The following is a 19,137-nucleotide window of genomic DNA, read 5'->3' on the forward strand; positions in this document are numbered from 1 at the left end:
ATAGCAAATTTTAGATTATATTTGAAATTTACATTCTGATGTTAATAAAATACTGAAGCAAAGATTCTGAAAAATGAAATTTCTATCTATTCCCACCTATCTGAATATCGATTTAAGATTTGAGCTGGCCAGTGCCGGCGCACGTTTTGGCGCTTACCTGATAGACTGGGCAATTAAATGGGTATACATAATTGCGGTGTCGTTTATTAGCATTGATACCCTGTCTATCAATAATTTAGTGCTTTCATTTATTATCTACACGCCATTTATATTTTACTCATTCTTGTTCGAGTGGCTTAATAAAGGCCAGTCGCCGGGTAAATATCTTTTGAAAATCAGGGTGGTAGGTGTTGAAGGCAATTATCCGTCGGTTTACCAATGCGCTACGCGTTGGTTGTTTCTAGGGGCCGATACCTGGATATTTTCTTTGTTTATGGCTATTCATCAGGCTTTTTCGGCTTTGGCGATATTCAGCCCGCTGGTTGGCGGACTACTCATTTTGCTGTCTGACAAGCAACAACGCCTGGGCGACATGGCAGCCAACACGGTGGTGGTAAAAACCAAAGAAAAGATTATTTACATAGAAGACACCATTTATGCCTACGCAACCAAGGCCAGCGGCTATAAGCCGAAGTATCCGGAAATTATGCGTTTGTCAGACAAAGACATTAACAGCATAAAGCTGCTTATGGAGAAAGGAGACAGATTGATGAACCCGGCAATTGCAGCTAAGCTGGCACAGCACATTAAAAATCTGCTTAAAATTGAGAGCAATGAAGACAATTTTGAGTTTCTGAAACAGCTATTGAACGATTATAATTATTATGCCATTAACGATGAAAAATAAAACAGCCTCTCAGCGGGCTGAGAGGCTGTTCATCTAAACACTTAACTGTGACCGACGGAAAGTTTTGTTCAGAATTCCCCGGTATATATTTCCGAATTTCAGATAACACCACTTTCTTAGCTCACGTATCTCTCGGAATGACAATAATTTAAGGGATTTCTTTAATTCTTTTTCAAACAAACTACTTTCAAAACTCACTTTCTCCAGGATCACTTTTACATAGTCTAACATTTTCATAAGTCATCAGTTGATTAGAATGGTTATTAGCGACTAGTAGGTGTAAATTTACTAAATAATTCTTCAATACCAGAAACAAAAAAGTTTAATTTTTCATTAAAAAAATATCACAAAATTAATGTGTACTCATCTACACGTCTACTGATTTAACGCCTCAACCGCTTGTGTTATTTCTTTTGAAATATTAAAAAAAGATAAAATTTTAAGCATCACTGATTCCATTACGGCATCAGGACACGAAGCTCCGCAGGTAAGCATGATGGTGGTCTTTTCCTTCTCCTCAATAAACGGGCTTGTTACCTCCGTTCTGGTATGAAGGTTATAATGACGGATAAGGTTTTTATCCAGAATTTTATCCTGCGACTGAATAAAAAACGTAGGGAGTTTCTCTTCACAAAGCTCAACCAGATGCGAGGTATTAGAACTGTTATAGCCCCCAACTACTACGGCAAAGTCGGCTTCATGCTGCAATAAAGCGTAGGTGGCCTCCTGGTTATCGTTGGTAGCATAGCAGAGGGTGTCTCGGGTATTGGCAAAATGCTTTTCAATTTCAGGGCCCTGCAACTGGTAATGGGTTATCATTACCTGTTTCAGGTAATCGGCAATGGCCTGGGTGTCAGACGCCAGCATGGTTGTCTGGTTTACCACCCCTATACGCGCCAGGTCTTTGTCGGGGTCAAACCCTTGCGAGTATTGCCCGGCGAAATCAACATAAAACTGGTCTTTAGGTAAAGCGCCGGTAATGTATAAAGCCAGTTGGCAGGCCTCGGCCATGTTGTTTACAACCACAGTCGGGGCGTTTTCTTTGCTATGCGAAAAAGTTGCACGGGTTTCTTCATGCCCGGGTTTGCCATGCACCACAATAGAGTAGCCTCTTTCGCCTATCTGCTGCGCGCGATTCCAGACTTTTTCTACAAAAGGGCAGGTGGTATCGTACCTGTAAGGGTCAATCCGCAATTGTTCCAGTTGCTGCTGAATCTCTAGCGTAGTGCCAAAAGCCGGTACAATAACAGCATCATCTGGTTGCAGGTTGCTCCAGTCAATCAACTGGTTACCTTTGGTATCCATCAGAAACTGCACACCCTGCGACAGCAGGTCGGCGTTTACGTCAGGATTATGAATCATTTCACTTAACAAAAAAATGCGTTTATCCGGATTTTCGTTAATCGTCTTATAGGCAATTTCTACTGCGTTTTCAACGCCATAGCAAAAGCCGAAATGCCTTGCAATGAGAAACCTGACAGAGCCAAAGTCGAGTTCGGTAGGAGAAAAATCTTTCTTCAGCCTGTCTTTTAACCGGCGAATCTCCTTTATTCTTCCTATAACATTACTTTTATAAATTTCCGGTATAACGAACGACTTCATGGTGTGATGAATAATAAAACCCGACTATATAATCAAAATCGATAAACAATTGTTCAGAAGAATTTTAATTTTTATTTGTTAATACTACAAAATTAAAATTTCTATAGTACAAAATAAGGAATTATCTGTATTTTCGCATTTAAAAGCCCTAACGATTGCAAAAACATATCTTAATGCGTTTGAGTTTATTTTTTTTTCTGGCAGTAATGTGTTGCACTTCTTTGGCTCAAAGTACCTATGCACCATTGAACAACGACTATCAGCATCTTCTGGAACGATACGAAATAAAAGGCAACCGATTATCCAATAAACTCTTCAGCAATATTAAACCGGGGTTTCGTAAAGACCTGGTTCAATTAACTTCCGGGCTTGAAAAAGACTCGCTGGCCGGGTTATCTAAAACAGACCTGTTTAATCTTGCTTATTTGCAAAACGACAGCTGGGAATGGCTGGCAGATAGCTACACCGACTCTATACCGGCAGCAAAACTTGAACAGATTAACAGCAGAAAACCTGTTTTTAAGCAGCTATTTGTCAAAAAATCAGACTTTTATCAGTTCAATAACGATGATTTTGACATACACCTCAACCCTATTGTCAACTTTTCTGTCGGTTCAGATAACCGTTCTGTCAACTCTCTTTACACCAATACGCGTGGCATTGAGATACGTGGCAATTTCAGCAAAAGGCTGGGCTTTTATTCAATGCTGACAGAAAATCAGATAGTTTACCCGCAATATGTGAAAGATTACGCCAAACGTTACGACGGTTTCCCTTATGAAGGTTTCACCAAAATTATAGATGACGACTCTACCCGTTTCGTTACAGATTTCTTTTCGGCCCGTGGTTATATTACCTTTAAAATACTGAAGAACATTACCATGCAGTTTGGGCACGATAAAAACTTTATCGGCTCTGGCATACGCTCACTGATTCTGTCAGACTTCTCGGCGCCTTACCTGCATCTTAAAACCACCACACAGGTAGGCCGGTTTCAGTATGTAACTATTTTTGCACAAACCGTTAATAAGCAGACCGCCATAGCCGCAGATGGCACCGAACGGCGGCCACCCAAATTTTTTACGTTTCATCATTTAAGCCTAAACGTAACTAAAAACCTGAATTTCGGCATTTTTGAAACCATCTCATACGGGCAAAGAAAAGTTGGTTTTGATGTAAACTACATTAACCCCATTATTTTTTACCGATTTGTGGAAGGCCACCTGGGCAGCGTTGATAACTCTATTGTGGGTGCTGACTTTAAACTTAACCTGGCGCGCAGGTTTTCATTTTATGGCCAGTTGGTGCTTGATGAGTTTAATTTCAAACATTTTAAGAAAAAAGGCTGGTGGGCCACCAAATATGCTACCCAGCTGGGTATGCGTTATATAGACGCGCTCACTATAAAAAATCTTGACCTGCAACTTGAATACAATGTGGCAAGGCCGTATACATACAGCCATAACTCAAGCTACAGCAATTTTGTACATTATAATATGCCTATGGCTCACCCGTTAGGCGCCAATTTCAGAGAATTTTTAATTAACGTTCGCTACCAGCCTGCACCAAGGCTTACATTTACTTATAACCTGATGAGAGCCGGGCACGGTGAAGACATAAACAATGTTAACTACGGAGGCGACATACTGCGGAATTACAACCTGCTGAGGCCGGGTGAGTATAATAATTATATAGGGCAGGGAAACAAGGCAAAAATAAGATTTACAGACATTAGCGTATCATATATGCTATTTCATAATTTCTTTATAGATGCGGGTTTCCAGCACAGGCAGGTTAGCTACTCAAAAACGCCAGAAAACCTCAAAAGCAATATTTTCTCAACTGGTATCAGGTGGAACATCGGCAAAAGACAGCTATTATTTTAGAGTTTTCATCTACTTTTAATGCTCTTTTTTAAGAGTTTCAATCTTTCTTTATAATTTTGCAACATAATTGCATTTGTTAAAGTACGGTTTCAGATCCGTACACTATTCTATGAAGAAAGTCGCACTCATTCTTTTCTGCCTCATATCTCATTTTTCGTTTTCACAAACAAAAGAAGAAACCCCTGCAGCCAACGCCCATTGCGATTGCTTTATACAGGGCGTAGTGCGCGACAATGCCACTAAACAACCCATTGTGGGTGCAGTGGTACTTATAAAAGAACTCAACAAAGGTACGACAACAGATGTAGACGGCCGCTACCGCATTACCAACTTATGCCAGGGCACTTATAAGGTTATAGGGCGTATTGTGGGGTATCAGGAAAAAACCTATACCATTAAACTTGAACACGGAGCCGAACAGGATATAAAGCTTTCGGAAGACGAACTTCACCTGGCCAATGTAGATATTAAAGCCGAAAAAATTGATAATCTGACACAAACCAGAAATGTGCTGGATAACGAAGCCCTGGACCAGACCCGGGGGCAGTCGCTGGGTGAAGCCTTGAAACAGATAACGGGCGTAACTACCCTGCAAACCGGTAGCTCAATTGCCAAGCCTGTTATACACGGCATGCACTCTAACCGGGTGCTGATAATGAACAACGGCGTAAGACAGGAAGGCCAGCAGTGGGGCAGCGAACACGCCCCTGAAATTGACCCCTTTGTGGCTAAAAAAATAACGGTGCTGAAAGGCGCTGCAGGCGTAAGATACGGCTCTGATGCCATTGCTGGTGTAATTTTGGTAGAACCTGATGCACTTCCTGATTCTACGAAGATAGGTGGTGAAGTAAACACAGTCTATTTTACAAACGGGCATCAGGTGGTAACGTCAGGTATTCTGGAAGGAGGATTGCGCCCTAAAAAAGCAGATGTACCGCAATCAATCGGCGTAAGAGTTCAGGGAACATATAAAAGAGGGGGCGACATTTCAACACCCGATTACCGGCTGGCCAACACGGGGGTATCTGAAGTAAACTTTTCAGTTAATGCCAATTACAGACGAAGAAACTCGGTGTCTGAGGTTTTCTTCAGCCAGTTTAATACCAAAATAGGTGTGTTTTCCGGTTCGCATATCGGTAATGTAACAGACCTGGTGCAGGCCATAGAACGAGGCAGACCATTAAGTATTTATACCCCCGAAACCTTTACTTATGCCATTGGCAGGCCGTATCAGGATGTGCAGCATAACCTGCTTAAATTAAAAACCGTTGCACAAACCAGAGGTGGAAAAATTTCATTAACACTGGGCCGACAGTTCAATTACCGCAAAGAGGTTGACGTATTAAGAGGCGACAAAAACCTTGTGCAGCTGTTTCAGCTAACCAGTTATACAGGCGAATTGCTTTTTGAGCATAAGCCCATAGCCCGTTTGTTTACCGGCTCTGTGGGTCTGAATGGTAATTTTCAGCAGAATATTACCAGTGGCACACTTCAGAAACCCAGCTCATCGACGGTGTTGATACCCAATTTTCAGAATTATACAGGTGGCATATTTCTGATAGAACGCCTGGTGCGCAACCGTTGGGAAATGGAAGGCGGAATGCGGTATGATTTCAGGAATCTGGATGTTTACAGAATACCCAGAGGCCAGCAGGCTGTGGTTAATAATAACCAGCAGAACCAGAATTTTACCGGCACTTTTGGGGTAAACTACAGACCGCACGCTCAGTGGAATCTGATACTGAACCTGACGTCTGCCTGGCGAGCGCCAACGGTTAATGAACTTTACAGCGACGGTGTACACCACGGCGCTGCCAGCTATGAAAAAGGTGATGAAACCCTACAGCCCGAAATAGCTACCAATCTGTCGTTTACAACCAATTACATTACCAAACTGGTACAGCTGGAACTACACCTGTACAATAACTATATAAGAGACTTTATTTTTTTATCGCCAACCGGCAGGCCAACCTTAACCATCAGGGGCGCTTTTCCGGAGTTCAGATATGCCCAGACTGACGCCCGTTTCAGGGGCTTCGACCTGAGCGGCAATTTCTTGTTGTATAAGGGTGTTTCACTTAATTCAAAGCTGTCTTACCTGCAGGCGCAGGACATCAGCCACAACCAGCCGCTGATTATGATTCCACCCAACAGGTGGGAAAACACCCTGCATTATGACTGGAAGAAAACCGGCTTGTCGCTCACTAATCTTTATGTGGCTAAACAAACGCGGGTACCTGCCAAAGTTATTTTTAGCGATATACCGTCAGCCGAAATTGTATTTAACCAATACGGCGGCGACTTTGCGCCTCCTCCTCCGGCATACTCGCTCTGGTCAGCTACTGTCAGTCAGCAAATCAATTTGGGGCGCAATAATAATTTAGGGGTATCGGCCAGCGTTAGCAACCTGTTCAACACCCAATACCGCGACTACCTGAACCGTTTCAGATATTTTGCTGATGAAATTGGCAGAAACGTAACCCTTAGGGCTAAATACACATTCTAAAACGAGACATTAATTTTTGCAATATTGTTGCATTATAAGTTTCTCAAAATTATATTTGCACCATTGTTGCATTTGTACGTAAAACACTAAATCTCAATATCATGCAAAGAAGTCGCGTAATTCTCTTCAAAAGTATGGCGTTAGCTGCCTTGCTTTCGGTGGCAGCCTGTAAAAAAGAATCGGTAGATGTAGAAGATGAGAATGAAATTATCACAACGGTTAAATTAAACTTCACGTCGGGTGGTACTACTAAAACTTTTGTTTTTAATGACCCGGACGGTGATGGAGGAAATGCCCCCTTAAAATTTGACAATATTGCTCTTGCAGCCAATACTACGTACACGTTAACAGTAGAGTTGATGGACGAATCGAAGAATCCTGCTGATAATATTACAGAAGAAGTACAAAAAGAAAGTCAGGAACACCTTTTTGTGTTTACGCCTTCGCCGTCAGGTTTATTAACTTATACTTATGGAGATAAAGACGTGCGTAATTTCCCGATTGGCCTGACAGGCACTGTAAAAACTGGTTCAGCCGGTACAGGTAAACTAAAAGTACAATTGAGACATCAACCACCAGTAAACGGAAAAGATGTAAAAGATGGCACCATTACCCCTGGTAGTGACGACGTAAACCTTGATTTTAACATTGCCATTCAATAATTCTGACTTACACTCATCATTTAGTTTATAAATAGTTTAGGCTCAAAATCCGCATGTTTCTGACCTGCGGATTTTTATTTGGATGATTGCCGCAGATTTAGTTCGGTGGCAATCCTGATGGTTCTTATTTCAGAGGCATTTTGCTTTTTCTCAATCGTATTCAGTAAGATTTCAGCCGCGGTTTTACCAATGGCAAAGGCAGGTTGCACAACAGTACTTAGAGGCGGGTCAAGCAGGTGGGCTACTCCCAGATTAGTAAAGCCAATAAAGGCTACCTCGTCTGGTATCTGTATGCCTTTGGCTTTTACAGCAGCAAAGCTATCCAGCGCCAGGCGGTCGCTGGCGGTAAAAATGGCATCAGGTTTTTGGGTGTCCAGCAGTTCAAAAATCACCTGCCGGGCTTCTTCGGGTGCAAATCCGCAATACCTTACCAGGTTCTCATCAAAGGCAATACCGTATTTTGCCAGCGCAGCTTTGTAGCCTTCCAGCCGCTCATGGGTTGTATATAACAATGACGGGCTGGTAATATGGGCAATGCGTTTTCGTCCGTTCAGAATCAGATGTTCGGTAGCCTGAAAGGCTCCCTGAAAATTATCTGCTATTACTTTGTTGGTTTCAATGTCGTTGGTAATGCGGTCAAAAACCACCAGAGGTACGCCCCTCTTTTGTATTTCAAGCAAATGACCGGTATCGGTGGTTTGCCCGGACAGCGATATCAGCACACCGTCTACCTTTCGCCCAACCAGATGCTGAATATTGCTACACTCTCGCTCATACGACTCATGGCTTTGAAATATCACCACATGGTAGCCCCGCTCATAGGCCTCTGCCTCTATCCCATTGATTGCCTGAGAAAAGAAGTGGTTGGCGATTTCAGGCACTATTACCCCTATTGCCCGGCTCTTGTTTTCTTTTAAACTAAGGGCAATCGGGTTGGGGTGATAATTCACCTTTTCGGCATACTCTAATACCAGCTTTTTGGTATCAGGGTTAATTTCATAGCTTCCCCTTAGCGCTCTTGACACCGTAGAAGTAGACAAATTAAGTGCCCTGGCAATATCTTTAATGGTGATGGCTTCCAATGGATTACGAAAAAATACAAATTATTAAAGTACAACACTGCTTACGCGCCTGCCAATGGGCGTAGAATCGACAATCAAAGATATTAAAATTATCAAAACCTAGCGCGGAAAATGCCTTTTTGGTAACGTTCCCGACAACGTTTGCATAAATAAAGTCATAAACATATTTGTATCGGCCTGTATTCCGTTTGCATCTTAGCATATAATTTGGTTCGGCACAACAGCTTGCATAAGTAGTATTATCTTTGAAAAATTCAATCGACATCCAAATGTTTAATATTTCAGGCAAAGTTGCACTTGTTACAGGTTGCAACAAAGGTATAGGTAAAGCCATTGCCATTGGCCTGGCAGAAGCCGGGGCAGATATCATTGGCGTATCAACCAGTATAGCCTTACAAGGCAGCGAAGTTGAAGTGGCCGTTAAGGCATTAGGCAAAAACTTTAAAGCCTATCAGGCCGATTTCAGTAACCGTGACAGCCTCTATCGGTTTATTGAACAGGTAAAGGCCGATTTTCCGATAATTGATATTCTCGTAAATAACGCAGGCACGATACTTCGTAAACCAGCCGCCGAACACCCGGACGAATACTGGGACACAGTGATGACCATCAATCTGGACTCCCAATTCATTTTGGCACGTGAGATTGGCGCACGTATGGTTGCACAACAATCGGGTAAGATTATTTTTACTGCCTCATTGCTTACGTTTCAGGGGGGTATTAATGTACCCGGTTATGCTGCCAGCAAAGGTGCTATTGGCAGCCTTGTAAAAGCGCTTGCAAACGAATGGGCCAGCAAAGGTGTAAACGTAAATGCCATAGCCCCGGGCTATATTGCCACAGATAACACAGAGGCACTCAGAAACGACCCTGAGAGAAGCACGTCTATTCTGGCACGTATTCCGGCTGGCAGATGGGGCGAAACACAAGACTTTAAAGGCCCGGCTGTATTTCTGGCTTCTAAGGCCTCAGATTATGTTCACGGCACCATACTAACAGTTGATGGAGGTTGGATGGGCAGATGAGACGCATTCATAAATCAGACAATTCTTAAACTATAACAATAGCAACATGCAATCAAGATATGAAAGTAGCCCTGCCGAAACAGCAGGAATGAATACCAGCCAGTTAAGAGACAATTTTCTGGTAGAAACCCTGTTTTCACCCAATCAGATACATCTGGTTTACTCTCATTACGACCGCATGATACTTGGTGGCGTAATGCCCGTAGGAGAACCGGTGTCTCTTGGTAATTATGAAGACCTGAAGGCTGAATATTTTCTTGAAAGAAGAGAGATAGGGATTATCAATGTAGGTGGTGAAGGGAAAATTACTGTAGACGGCGAAAAGTTTACTGTCAATAAACTTGACTGCCTATATGCAGGCAAAGGCGTACAAAATGTAATTTTTGAAAGTATAGACCATGCAAACCCTGCCAAGTACTTCGTTCTTTCGGCACCTGCACATGCGGCCTACCCTACCCGCCTGATGACCAAAGAAGAGGCATCACCGGCAAGTATGGGTTCTGTTGAAACAGCCAATCAACGTATTATTTATAAGTATATTCATCTCGATGGAATCAGAAGTTGCCAGTTGGTGATGGGTCTAACGGTTTTGCAAACGGGCAGTGTATGGAACACCATGCCATCGCACACTCATGACCGCCGGATGGAAGTGTACTGCTATTTTGATGTACCTCAAAGCCACGCAGTGTTGCATCTGATGGGTCAGCCACAGCAAACCCGTCATTTATGGGTAGGCAACCACCAGGCCATTATCTCACCGCCGTGGTCGGTTCATTCAGGTTGTGGTACTTCAAACTACTCGTTCATCTGGGGAATGGCCGGAGAAAACCAATCTTTTACAGATATGGACTTTATCACTATTCCTGAGTTACGGTAATCTTACCCGGTTTACGCATACATTAATTATTAAATTCAACCTGATATAAACTATGAAACTCACCACAAAACTTACGGCGGTATTGTTTGGCTTATCGACATTTGTTTTCGGACAAAAGAAGATAGATGTGGCCAAAGAATTTGCCTTTGCCGCACAGCAATATGAAGGCATGCTGAAAAGCCACCCTGATATTACCAAAACGCCGCAATCAACCAACCCTGATGGGTCGGCCAGAGATATGCCTACCAGCTGGTGGTGCAGCGGCTTTTTCGGTGGCTCGCTATGGTACATTTTTGAGCAAACCAAGGATCCAAAATGGAAAGATGCAGCGCATAAATGGACAATGGCCGTTGAGAAAGAGAAATTTAATACCGGCACACATGACCTGGGCTTTATGCTGTACTGCCCGTTCGGAAACGGATACAGACTAACCGGAAATGAGCAATATAAAGAAATTATGCTAACCGGCGCCAAGTCTTTAGCTACCCGCTTCGACCCGAAAGTTGGCGTTATCAAATCGTGGAATAACTGGAAAGGTTATAAGTATCCGGTAATTGTAGATAACATGATGAACCTGGAGTTTTTGTTCTGGGCAGCAAGAGAATCGGGCAACAAGGATTTTTATAATTTGAGTGTTACCCATGCCGATAACACGCTTAAAAACCATTTCAGACCTGATGGAAGCAGCTACCATGTAATAGCTTATGGCGAAAACGGCGAAGTGCTGAAAAAAGGTACCCATCAGGGTTATGCTGATGAGTCGGCTTGGGCACGTGGACAAGCCTGGGCCCTTTATGGTTACACAGATATGTACCGCGAAACCAAAGACAAAAAGTATCTGGCCCAGGCAGAGAAGATTGCCGATTACTATCTGAATCACCCGAACCTTCCGGCAGATAAAATTCCTTATTGGGATTTTAATGCACCCAATATCCCGAACGAGGAACGGGATGCATCAGCTGGCGCCATTACGGCATCTGCTTTATTAGAGCTAAGCACTTATGTAAGCAAAGCCAAAAGTAAGGTGTACTTCAACGCAGCCGAAACCATGCTGGCCAGCCTGTCAAGCCCTGCTTATAAAGCGAACTTAGGCGAAAACAACCATTTTATTTTAAAGCACTCAGTAGGCGCCAAGCCTCTGAAATCAGAAATTGATGTGCCACTAGTGTATGCTGACTACTATTTCTTAGAAGGATTGTTAAGATATAAAAAGTTGAAAAAGTAATGGCTGTGCGCCTCTGTTATCGCCAACAAAGAAGCCCCTAAAACAAGGGGCTTTTTGCTTTAATTACGATTTATTTTACTTCTAACTAAAACATTTATTCGTACAGATGAGCTATTTGCCCAGCCTATGATTTTCATGTTTGATATTAATACTTCAATACCACAAAAAGTGACCAATTTCTACATTAACTTATAGAATAAACCCCGGGAAAACGTTTAACATTTACTCGTCATAACATTAGAATCATTAAACAAAGACCAGTCATTAAGCCATTTAACAAAGCAATTGTGGGCAAGCTGAAAAAAAAACAGGTAAAGCAAGCACGAAAATAAACCCTTAAACAACTAATAATGAGCTAATTAACAACACTTTCAATCAAACATACACCGCTGAAAGAATATTATTAACAATCAAATTCTATTTTTTTTTACCAACCAATAAGATTTTTTACTAATTTTCAAAAAATCAGTGGTCAGCTATTAAAAGTGACCTTAAAGCCAGTAAAAAGGCTCGAAATAGTTCATTTTTCGGGTCATGTTTATAATTACGGGCTTAAATCGCTTGAATTTTGTACCCTGCCTATTTTAGTATTTTTCAACAGCAGTAGCAGCACAGGAATCACACGTGAATACTAATAATCAGATAATGAATACTTTGGCAAAATAATTGCTTCAAGGTTTCAGGACTTGCAGGCTTATTAGCAGGAAAAGCGATGTTTCTACTATTTCTCAATAAATTAAAAAACCATGAGCAAAAAGTTAAAACTTCTGATAATTGATGATGAGGCTAGTATCAGAAAGGTTTTAGAGCATTTCCTTAACAAAGAATTTGAAGTTACTGTAAAAAATGATGGCATGGAAGGCATGAACTGGCTGGAAGCAGGTAATGATACCGACTTCATAATTGCTGATTTGAATATGCCGAATCTGAACGGAAAAGAGTTTACCAAAGTAATCAGGTCAAGCAATTTGTATTCAGACCTGCCAATTATTATACTTTCAGGAACCGACGAAAGCAAAGAACGAATAGAATGCCTGAATCTGGGTGCCGACGACTTTATGCTCAAGCCTTTTAACCCTATGGAGGTACATGCCAAAATTAAAGCTATTTTGCGCAGGGTTAAGCCAAAATCCATCATTGATTCGTAGAAAACTCATCTGTATAATATGAATAATCCTTTACCTAATACTGCTATTGTACCGGAGGAGGAAAAGCTCCCGATTAAGATTATTTTTATTGAAAGAGACGACAAAGTAGTGGTTGATTTCCTGAAGAAGTTCGGAAAAAAAATCCATATTAAAATTATGGGTACTCCGGAAGATTGTCTTAATTATCTTAAAAACACCTACCCTCCAGATGCCATTGTTATCAATAAAGGTAACGACGGTCTTAAATTCCTTGAAACGATTCGCGGACAAGCATGGACTCGCTCTCTACCGGTGATAGTTACCAGCGAAAATATTACAGCAGGATTAATTAAAGAAGTACAGGAAAAAGGCGGTGATGATATATATCCTATCGATTTTAGTTCAGGCGATTTAATAGTCCGCCTTGAATACTTTATCAAGCGTCGGCATTACAAGGCCATGCAGCAAACCAAAGCCAGTATACTTGATGTAAAAATACCTTTCTGGAAAAGATTCATCGATGTTACCACCACAGGCCTTGCGTTATTACTACTCTCGCCGTTGTTAATAATTGTTGCTATTCTGATAAAGCTTGACTCCAAAGGGCCTGTCATATATCTTTCAAAGCGTGTAGGGGCCGGTTACAAGATATTCAGTATTTACAAATTCAGAACCATGCGTACAGATGCCGACCAGCTGATAAAAAACATGGGGTCGCTGAATATGTACACCAAGCAAACCGAACAAAAACAGATTGCCGGGTTATGCGATACCTGCCAGGCCATTGGCTCATGCCAGCAGCAGTTATATATGGACGGAGAAATGATTTGTGAGAAAATGTATCTGTCTGAGAAAAAAGAGAAAGCAGCCTTTATGAAGTTTCAGAATGACCCGCGCATTACCAAACTGGGTCGTTTTCTACGCAACACCAGTATTGATGAGCTCCCACAGTTATTTAATATATTCCTCGGCGATATGTCGCTTGTAGGTAACAGGCCTTTGCCGCTTTATGAAGCCGAAAAACTAACTACCGACGAATACATAGAACGCTTTGCCGGCCCCGGCGGCCTTACCGGGCTTTGGCAGGTTACCAAACGTGGTAAAGGCAAAAAAGAAATGACAGAAGAAGAGCGTATTCAGCTGGATATTGAATATGCCCGGAATTTCTCTTTCAAGTATGACATGAAGATATTCTTTATGACCTTCCCTGCACTTTTGCAGTCAGAAAACGTATAAGAATCTCTTTGAACCGAACCTATTTATATTAAAACACATATTGCAGCAGCCAACCGGTTTGCTGTCTGGTTTTTAACATCAAACTTTATAGAAATGGATGCAATTTCCTTACCTGGTTGGGTAAAGCAGATTCTTAGCAAGCCTTTACTGATTAATCAATATACTGAAAGCGAAATTGACGAGCTAAAGAACAAATTAGCCAGATTCAATGTTGAAAATCCGGTTGCCAGTATTTTAATACCGGCCTGGAACGAAGAAGAAGGTATTCTGCATACTTTAATTTCTCTCGCCAACACCAATACTGAATACCCGACAGAACTTATTATAGTTGATAATAACTCTACCGACGGCACCAATGCGTTGCTGAAAAGACTGGGCATAAATGTACTTTTTGAAGAAAAACAAGGCGTAGGGCATGCCCGTATACAGGGCTTGCATAAGGCCAAAGGAAAATATCTGCTGTCTGCCGACAGTGACACCTTGTATCCGCCGGGTTGGATTAATGCAATGATAAATGCTTTGAAACAAGGCGAAAAAGACAATGTGTATTGCGTGCATGGAACCTATGCCTTTTTACCGAGCGATAAAACCCCTCGCTGGCAATATGGAATTTATGAGTTTCTGAGTGGCTTTGTGATTCGTAAAAACGAGAAAAACACACCATATCTGAACGTTTTGGGTTACAACAGTGCATTTATAACCCAAAAAGGTATTGAAGTAAACGGCTATGATATACCTGTGCAACGTACCTTCAGAGGCATTGCACGTAATAAAGGCGGCTATGCCGCAGTAGATGGCATGATGGGTTACAGACTGATGGAAGCCGGAGGTAAAATTGCGGTGGTTTCTGATTATGACGCCAAAGTCTGGACAAACGACAGACGTATCCAGATTGACGGTGGTATCTGGAAAGCGCTGGTGTTTCGTGTGCAGAAACATCTTTTCAAAAAGTAATTACACGGCCATGTCAATTATACAAATAATTAAAACCAACCAGAGCCTGAAGCAATTTGTGCACTGGTGTTTAATACCCAAACATCAGGCAAGGCCCAGGCTTTGGGTAGCGTGGTTTGTTAATCCGTTTTTTCATAAAAAAGGCAAAGGAGTAACTATTTGCCACAGAACCCGTATGGACGTTCTGCCGTTTCAACCTTTCAGTATCGGCAATTACAGCACTATTGAAGACTTTGCTACCGTCAATAACGGTGTTGGCGCGGTAAGTATAGGCAATAATTCAAGAATAGGTATTGGCAATGTGGTAATAGGCCCGGTAAGCATTGGTAATAATGTAATACTGGCACAAAATATTGTAATGAGCGGGCTAAACCATACTTACACTGATGTTGAAACGCCCATTTCGCTGCAACCGGTTACGACCTCTCCTATTGTTATTGAAGATGATTGCTGGGTAGGAGCCAATGCCGTGCTAACTGCAGGTGTTACCATTGGTAAACATAGCGTGGTAGCTGCCGGAGCCGTAGTTACCAAAAGCATCCCGCCGTTTAGTGTGGCAGTCGGTAATCCAGCCAGAGTTATTAAACAGTACAATCCTGCCTCGCAAAGGTGGGAAAGCACCATTAAAAAAGAATCATCTCCGGCTAACGGATAATTGTTTTCTTAAGCCCCATTTACCTATGCCCGCCGATTTCCCCAAGGTTTCAATTATCACCATTAATTTTAACGGCACAGCTGTTACGGCCGAGCTGTTGCAATCGCTCGAAAAAATCACTTACCCTAATATTGAAGTGGTTGTGGTAGATAACAGCACAAAAACGCCAGGGCATGAATTACCCATCAGATTTCCGTGGATTAAATATCTGGAAACAGGAGAAAACAGGGGTTTTGCAGGTGGTAACAATCAGGGAATAGAACTAGCCACCGGCGATTACATCTTTTTACTGAATAATGACACCGAAGTAGCGCCGGATTTTCTTGAACCATTGGTGGCCCGTATGCAAAGCGATACAACCATTGGGGTAGTATGCCCGAAAATCCTCTACTTTGATGAGCCGGATACCATACAGTTTGCGGGTTTTCTGCCCATAAATCCTATCACCGGCAGAGGGTTTTCAATTGGCTATCTTGAAAAAGACAAAGGCCAGTATAATGAAGCCAGACCAACCTCGAGGGCACATGGGGCAGCCATGATGTTTTCCAGAACTGCCATGGAAAAAGTAGGCCTAATGGCCGAGCTTTTCTTTCTCTACTATGAAGAAATGGATTATTGTGAACGTTTCAAACGGGCGGGATACACCATCTGGTATGAACCCAAAAGCAAAATATGGCATAAAGAATCAATCAGTACCGGAAAAGGCTCTACGCTTAAAACTTATTATTACGGCCGGAATCGTTTATTGTATTTACGCCGTAATACCTTTGGGTTCCAGCGGGTTTTAATGTATCTCTATTATTTCATCATTGCCGTACCCAAAAATTTACTCGGGTACCTGATAAAAGGAGACACCGCACATCTAAAGGCTTTCTGGCAGGGTTTAGCCTGGAACTTCAGCAATGGTTCAGCCGATATTCACGATAAAAAATAATCAGTACAGCAGCATATAAACAAACTTCGCAATGCGTATAGGTATAGAAGCTCAACGGATTTTCAGAAAAAAGAAACACGGAATGGATATTGTTATCCTGGAGGTACTCCGTGAGTTGCAGCAATTGAATACTCCTCATGAGTATTTTGTCTATGCCCAGCCCGACGAAGACATGCAAGCGCTTTCAAACAGCGCCAATACGCATCTGCATATAACCAAACCTGCCTTGTATCCTGTTTGGGAACAAAGCCTTCTACCTAAAGCCGGCAGGCAGGATAACATAGATTTACTGCATTGTACCAGTAACACCGCTCCTATCGGCTCTTCTGTTCCATTAGTGGTTACAATTCATGATATTATTTATCTTGAAAAATGGATGATTCGCGAAGGCACCTATTACCAGCGTTTTGGTAATCTGTACCGGCGCTGGAACGTGCCCAGAATAGCCTCAAAAGCAGAAATAATCATAACCGTAAGCGATTACGAACGTGAACGCATTATTGAAGGTCTTAACATTTCGCCTGATAAAGTAAGAACGGTTTACAATGCCTGCGGCAAGCATTTTACACCAGAGCGAAATGAGGCCGAATTGCAGGCTTTTCAAAAGAAAATGGGCTTGCCTGATAAATTTATTCTTTTTTTGGGTAACACCGACCCAAAGAAGAATCTGCCCAATGTTATGAAGGCCCTGGATATACTTAATCAAAGAGGCCAGCTTGATTTCAAGATGGTTATGCCTGATTTCGGTAAAGAGCATTTGCACGCCTTGCTGAAATCGCAGAACAGCGAATACCTCCTGAACCATATTATGCTTACCGGTTATATCCCAAACAAGGAGTTGCCCAATCTATACCGGCTGGCGCAATTGTTTTTGTACCCTTCCCTGCGTGAGAGTTTCGGTATTCCTATTCTGGAAGCTATGAGTTGTGGTACGCCGGTTATTACCAGCAACACCTCTGCCATGCCGGAGGTAGCCGGAAACGGAGCCTTATTAATAGACCCGACACAACCGGAGCAGATTGCAGAAAATATAATAAAAGTACTTACTGATAACGACATACGTAAGACATCAATTGACTACGGAATTAAAAGAGCTGCCATGTTTTCGTGGCAAAAAACAGCTCAGGAAGTAGTGAGCATCTATAATGAAGTGCTGGCTTAGTCAATTGCTTTGGCTTTCTTTAGTATGTGCAAGCCTCTGGCTCATGTCTGTATGAAAATCCTATCACCCCGATAATGAAAAATCCGGTCCTTCGCGAACCGGATTTTTCAACCATATACGTATCCTTAAACATTCTGAACCGTTTTCACTTCAAATACAAAATACTATGCCTATTGAAGGAGTCTTTTTAGGCAGAGAATTTTTTGTGCTGCTCAGTTGGCAGCAGGTTTATGAGCAGGCAGTTTAACTACTTTCTTCAAAAAATTATGAATCGGCGGTTCGCCATATTTGGCTATCAGATGCGAAACACCAATAAGAAATGCAATGGGTAAAACAGGCAGCAATAAACCCGGAATAGACGGAAAGTACCTATTTAGTTTTATTATCATCGCTATCATGGCGCTTTCGTGAATCAGGTAGAGAGGATAACTAACAAAACCCATATAAACCAACACCTTGTTATCAAATAAAGCCTTCAATTTATCTGAATAAATGGTGGCCATAAAAATAGCCAGAATCATTATTGCCCATAAAAATACGGCTGGGGTTCTTCCAAAAGTAAGAAAGAGTGACGATACCGATGAAATAACTCCAGTTGCCAGAGCGTAGCCTAAAAATGACTTCTTATTCTCTTTATAATAAATATACATAAGAGAACCACAGGCAAACCAGCCAAAATAAATAAAACTAATCTGGTGTGTTAAAACATTAACCGGAACCAGCACCTTGAATCCCATTTCTTCAACCAGAATTTTGATAATCATTCCACCTATAAAAATCAAGAAAATAGAAACAATTGCTTTTATTCTACCCCAGAAAAAATAAAGCAGGCCAAATATAAAGTAATATTTAACTTCAACATACAACGACCAGAATACGCCCTCCAGATACCCCTGATTATTGTGGAATATTTTGTTAATCCAGGCTGGTTCCATAAAAAGCAAACCCGGTATCACATCTTTCAATGGTGGTATGCCGCCGGGTCTTTCAGGTAAAATTCTGGCGGTGGCATATATTAACACAGTGGCTATAAGCATTGCCGGAAATAACCTTAGCCATCTTTTAATAATAAATTCTTTAAATGAATAGCATTTTTCGAGCGTCATTAAAATTACAAAGCCTGAAATCAGGAAAAACAGCTGTACCCCTAACCAGCCTTTTTCAAAAAGCGGGAAGTCAGCATACTGGCTGCCATAAGGCACCATGGCGGGCCATCTTGTGTAGGCATGATAGAGTATAACCATCAGGATTGCCAGCCCCCTGAAACCATCCAGAAACTTAATTCGATTCATCTTTTTTAAATAGTAAGCGTAAACAATTCCAGATACGTAAAGAATAATTATTGAGACAATTTACT

General features: G+C 41.8%; 16 protein-coding genes. 13 read left to right on the forward strand and 3 right to left on the reverse strand.

The features are described 5' to 3' along the window. Window positions 1-73 precede the first annotated feature (73 nt). A complete protein-coding gene (locus NZ848_RS14510; protein WP_259016088.1) occupies window positions 74-847 on the forward strand; it encodes an RDD family protein in 774 nt (257 codons plus the stop codon). Window positions 848-1,222: 375 nt separating this feature from the next. On the opposite strand, the gene NZ848_RS14520 is transcribed toward NZ848_RS14510, so the two are convergent. Further along, window positions 1,223-2,449 (reverse strand): 4-hydroxy-3-methylbut-2-enyl diphosphate reductase, encoded by a 1,227-nt coding sequence (locus tag NZ848_RS14520; RefSeq protein ID WP_259016089.1) that lies wholly within the window; start codon window positions 2,447-2,449, stop codon window positions 1,223-1,225. Window positions 2,450-2,628: 179 nt separating this feature from the next. Here NZ848_RS14520 and NZ848_RS14525 point away from each other — a divergent pair, with 179 nt between their 5' ends. The 3 genes from NZ848_RS14525 (at window position 2,629) to NZ848_RS14535 (ending at window position 7,503) form a co-directional block, all read left to right on the forward strand. Then, window positions 2,629-4,335: a capsule assembly Wzi family protein gene (locus tag NZ848_RS14525; protein WP_259016090.1), complete on the forward strand. Its 1,707-nt coding sequence runs from the start codon at window positions 2,629-2,631 to the stop codon at window positions 4,333-4,335. Window positions 4,336-4,444: 109 nt separating this feature from the next. Further along, entirely contained in the window at window positions 4,445-6,841 is a 2,397-nt protein-coding gene (locus NZ848_RS14530; RefSeq protein ID WP_259016091.1) for a TonB-dependent receptor, read from the forward strand. Between the two features lie 101 nt (window positions 6,842-6,942). Beyond that, complete coding sequence (locus tag NZ848_RS14535; RefSeq protein ID WP_101725231.1) at window positions 6,943-7,503, forward strand: hypothetical protein; 561 nt, start codon at window positions 6,943-6,945, stop codon at window positions 7,501-7,503. Window positions 7,504-7,577: 74 nt separating this feature from the next. Here NZ848_RS14535 and NZ848_RS14540 read toward each other — a convergent pair whose 3' ends face one another. Beyond that, window positions 7,578-8,585 (reverse strand): LacI family DNA-binding transcriptional regulator, encoded by a 1,008-nt coding sequence (locus NZ848_RS14540; RefSeq protein ID WP_259016093.1) that lies wholly within the window; start codon window positions 8,583-8,585, stop codon window positions 7,578-7,580. A gap of 269 nt (window positions 8,586-8,854) precedes the next feature. On the opposite strand from NZ848_RS14540, the gene NZ848_RS14545 reads away from it, so the two are divergent. The 9 genes from NZ848_RS14545 (at window position 8,855) to NZ848_RS14585 (ending at window position 17,780) form a co-directional block, all read left to right on the forward strand. Then, window positions 8,855-9,610: an SDR family oxidoreductase gene (locus NZ848_RS14545; protein WP_253534103.1), complete on the forward strand. Its 756-nt coding sequence runs from the start codon at window positions 8,855-8,857 to the stop codon at window positions 9,608-9,610. A 46-nt stretch (window positions 9,611-9,656) separates the two neighbouring features. Beyond that, window positions 9,657-10,487, forward strand: coding sequence for a 5-dehydro-4-deoxy-D-glucuronate isomerase (gene kduI, locus NZ848_RS14550; protein WP_259016094.1), 831 nt, complete (start codon window positions 9,657-9,659; stop codon window positions 10,485-10,487). Window positions 10,488-10,539: 52 nt separating this feature from the next. Further along, window positions 10,540-11,712, forward strand: a complete 1,173-nt coding sequence (locus NZ848_RS14555; RefSeq protein ID WP_259016095.1) for a glycoside hydrolase family 88 protein — start codon at window positions 10,540-10,542, stop codon at window positions 11,710-11,712. A gap of 746 nt (window positions 11,713-12,458) precedes the next feature. Further along, window positions 12,459-12,860, forward strand: coding sequence for a response regulator transcription factor (locus NZ848_RS14560; RefSeq protein WP_101725236.1), 402 nt, complete (start codon window positions 12,459-12,461; stop codon window positions 12,858-12,860). 18 nt (window positions 12,861-12,878) lie between these two features. After that, window positions 12,879-14,075: a sugar transferase gene (locus NZ848_RS14565; protein ID WP_253534098.1), complete on the forward strand. Its 1,197-nt coding sequence runs from the start codon at window positions 12,879-12,881 to the stop codon at window positions 14,073-14,075. A gap of 93 nt (window positions 14,076-14,168) precedes the next feature. Next, the gene (locus NZ848_RS14570; RefSeq protein WP_101725237.1) at window positions 14,169-15,029 is read left to right on the forward strand and encodes a glycosyltransferase family 2 protein; all 861 of its coding nucleotides are present in this window, start codon (window positions 14,169-14,171) and stop codon (window positions 15,027-15,029) included. A gap of 10 nt (window positions 15,030-15,039) precedes the next feature. Beyond that, window positions 15,040-15,684 (forward strand): acyltransferase, encoded by a 645-nt coding sequence (locus NZ848_RS14575; protein WP_259016096.1) that lies wholly within the window; start codon window positions 15,040-15,042, stop codon window positions 15,682-15,684. A 25-nt stretch (window positions 15,685-15,709) separates the two neighbouring features. After that, complete coding sequence (locus NZ848_RS14580) at window positions 15,710-16,618, forward strand: glycosyltransferase family 2 protein (RefSeq protein WP_259016098.1); 909 nt, start codon at window positions 15,710-15,712, stop codon at window positions 16,616-16,618. A 31-nt stretch (window positions 16,619-16,649) separates the two neighbouring features. Further along, a complete protein-coding gene (locus tag NZ848_RS14585; RefSeq protein ID WP_259016100.1) occupies window positions 16,650-17,780 on the forward strand; it encodes a glycosyltransferase family 4 protein in 1,131 nt (376 codons plus the stop codon). Between the two features lie 212 nt (window positions 17,781-17,992). Here the strand turns inward: NZ848_RS14585 and NZ848_RS14590 are convergent, their stop codons facing one another. Continuing rightward, the gene (locus NZ848_RS14590) at window positions 17,993-19,072 is read right to left on the reverse strand and encodes an acyltransferase family protein (protein WP_259016101.1); all 1,080 of its coding nucleotides are present in this window, start codon (window positions 19,070-19,072) and stop codon (window positions 17,993-17,995) included. Between the last annotated feature and the right edge of the window lie 65 nt (window positions 19,073-19,137).

Origin of the sequence: Emticicia fluvialis, assembly GCF_024793945.1 — a bacterium.
Lineage (GTDB): Bacteria > Bacteroidota > Bacteroidia > Cytophagales > Spirosomataceae > Emticicia > Emticicia fluvialis.

Coding starts and splice junctions, on each gene's coding strand:
- kduI (WP_259016094.1), top strand. CDS start 9,657: ATGCAATCAAGATATGAAAGTAGCCCTGCCGAAACAGCAGGAATGAAT.
- NZ848_RS14565 (WP_253534098.1), top strand. CDS start 12,879: ATGAATAATCCTTTACCTAATACTGCTATTGTACCGGAGGAGGAAAAG.
- NZ848_RS14555 (WP_259016095.1), top strand. CDS start 10,540: ATGAAACTCACCACAAAACTTACGGCGGTATTGTTTGGCTTATCGACA.
- NZ848_RS14575 (WP_259016096.1), top strand. CDS start 15,040: ATGTCAATTATACAAATAATTAAAACCAACCAGAGCCTGAAGCAATTT.
- NZ848_RS14545 (WP_253534103.1), top strand. CDS start 8,855: ATGTTTAATATTTCAGGCAAAGTTGCACTTGTTACAGGTTGCAACAAA.
- NZ848_RS14590 (WP_259016101.1), bottom strand. CDS start 19,072: ATGAATCGAATTAAGTTTCTGGATGGTTTCAGGGGGCTGGCAATCCTG.
- NZ848_RS14585 (WP_259016100.1), top strand. CDS start 16,650: ATGCGTATAGGTATAGAAGCTCAACGGATTTTCAGAAAAAAGAAACAC.
- NZ848_RS14535 (WP_101725231.1), top strand. CDS start 6,943: ATGCAAAGAAGTCGCGTAATTCTCTTCAAAAGTATGGCGTTAGCTGCC.
- NZ848_RS14580 (WP_259016098.1), top strand. CDS start 15,710: ATGCCCGCCGATTTCCCCAAGGTTTCAATTATCACCATTAATTTTAAC.
- NZ848_RS14560 (WP_101725236.1), top strand. CDS start 12,459: ATGAGCAAAAAGTTAAAACTTCTGATAATTGATGATGAGGCTAGTATC.
- NZ848_RS14570 (WP_101725237.1), top strand. CDS start 14,169: ATGGATGCAATTTCCTTACCTGGTTGGGTAAAGCAGATTCTTAGCAAG.
- NZ848_RS14530 (WP_259016091.1), top strand. CDS start 4,445: ATGAAGAAAGTCGCACTCATTCTTTTCTGCCTCATATCTCATTTTTCG.
- NZ848_RS14520 (WP_259016089.1), bottom strand. CDS start 2,449: ATGAAGTCGTTCGTTATACCGGAAATTTATAAAAGTAATGTTATAGGA.
- NZ848_RS14510 (WP_259016088.1), top strand. CDS start 74: ATGAAATTTCTATCTATTCCCACCTATCTGAATATCGATTTAAGATTT.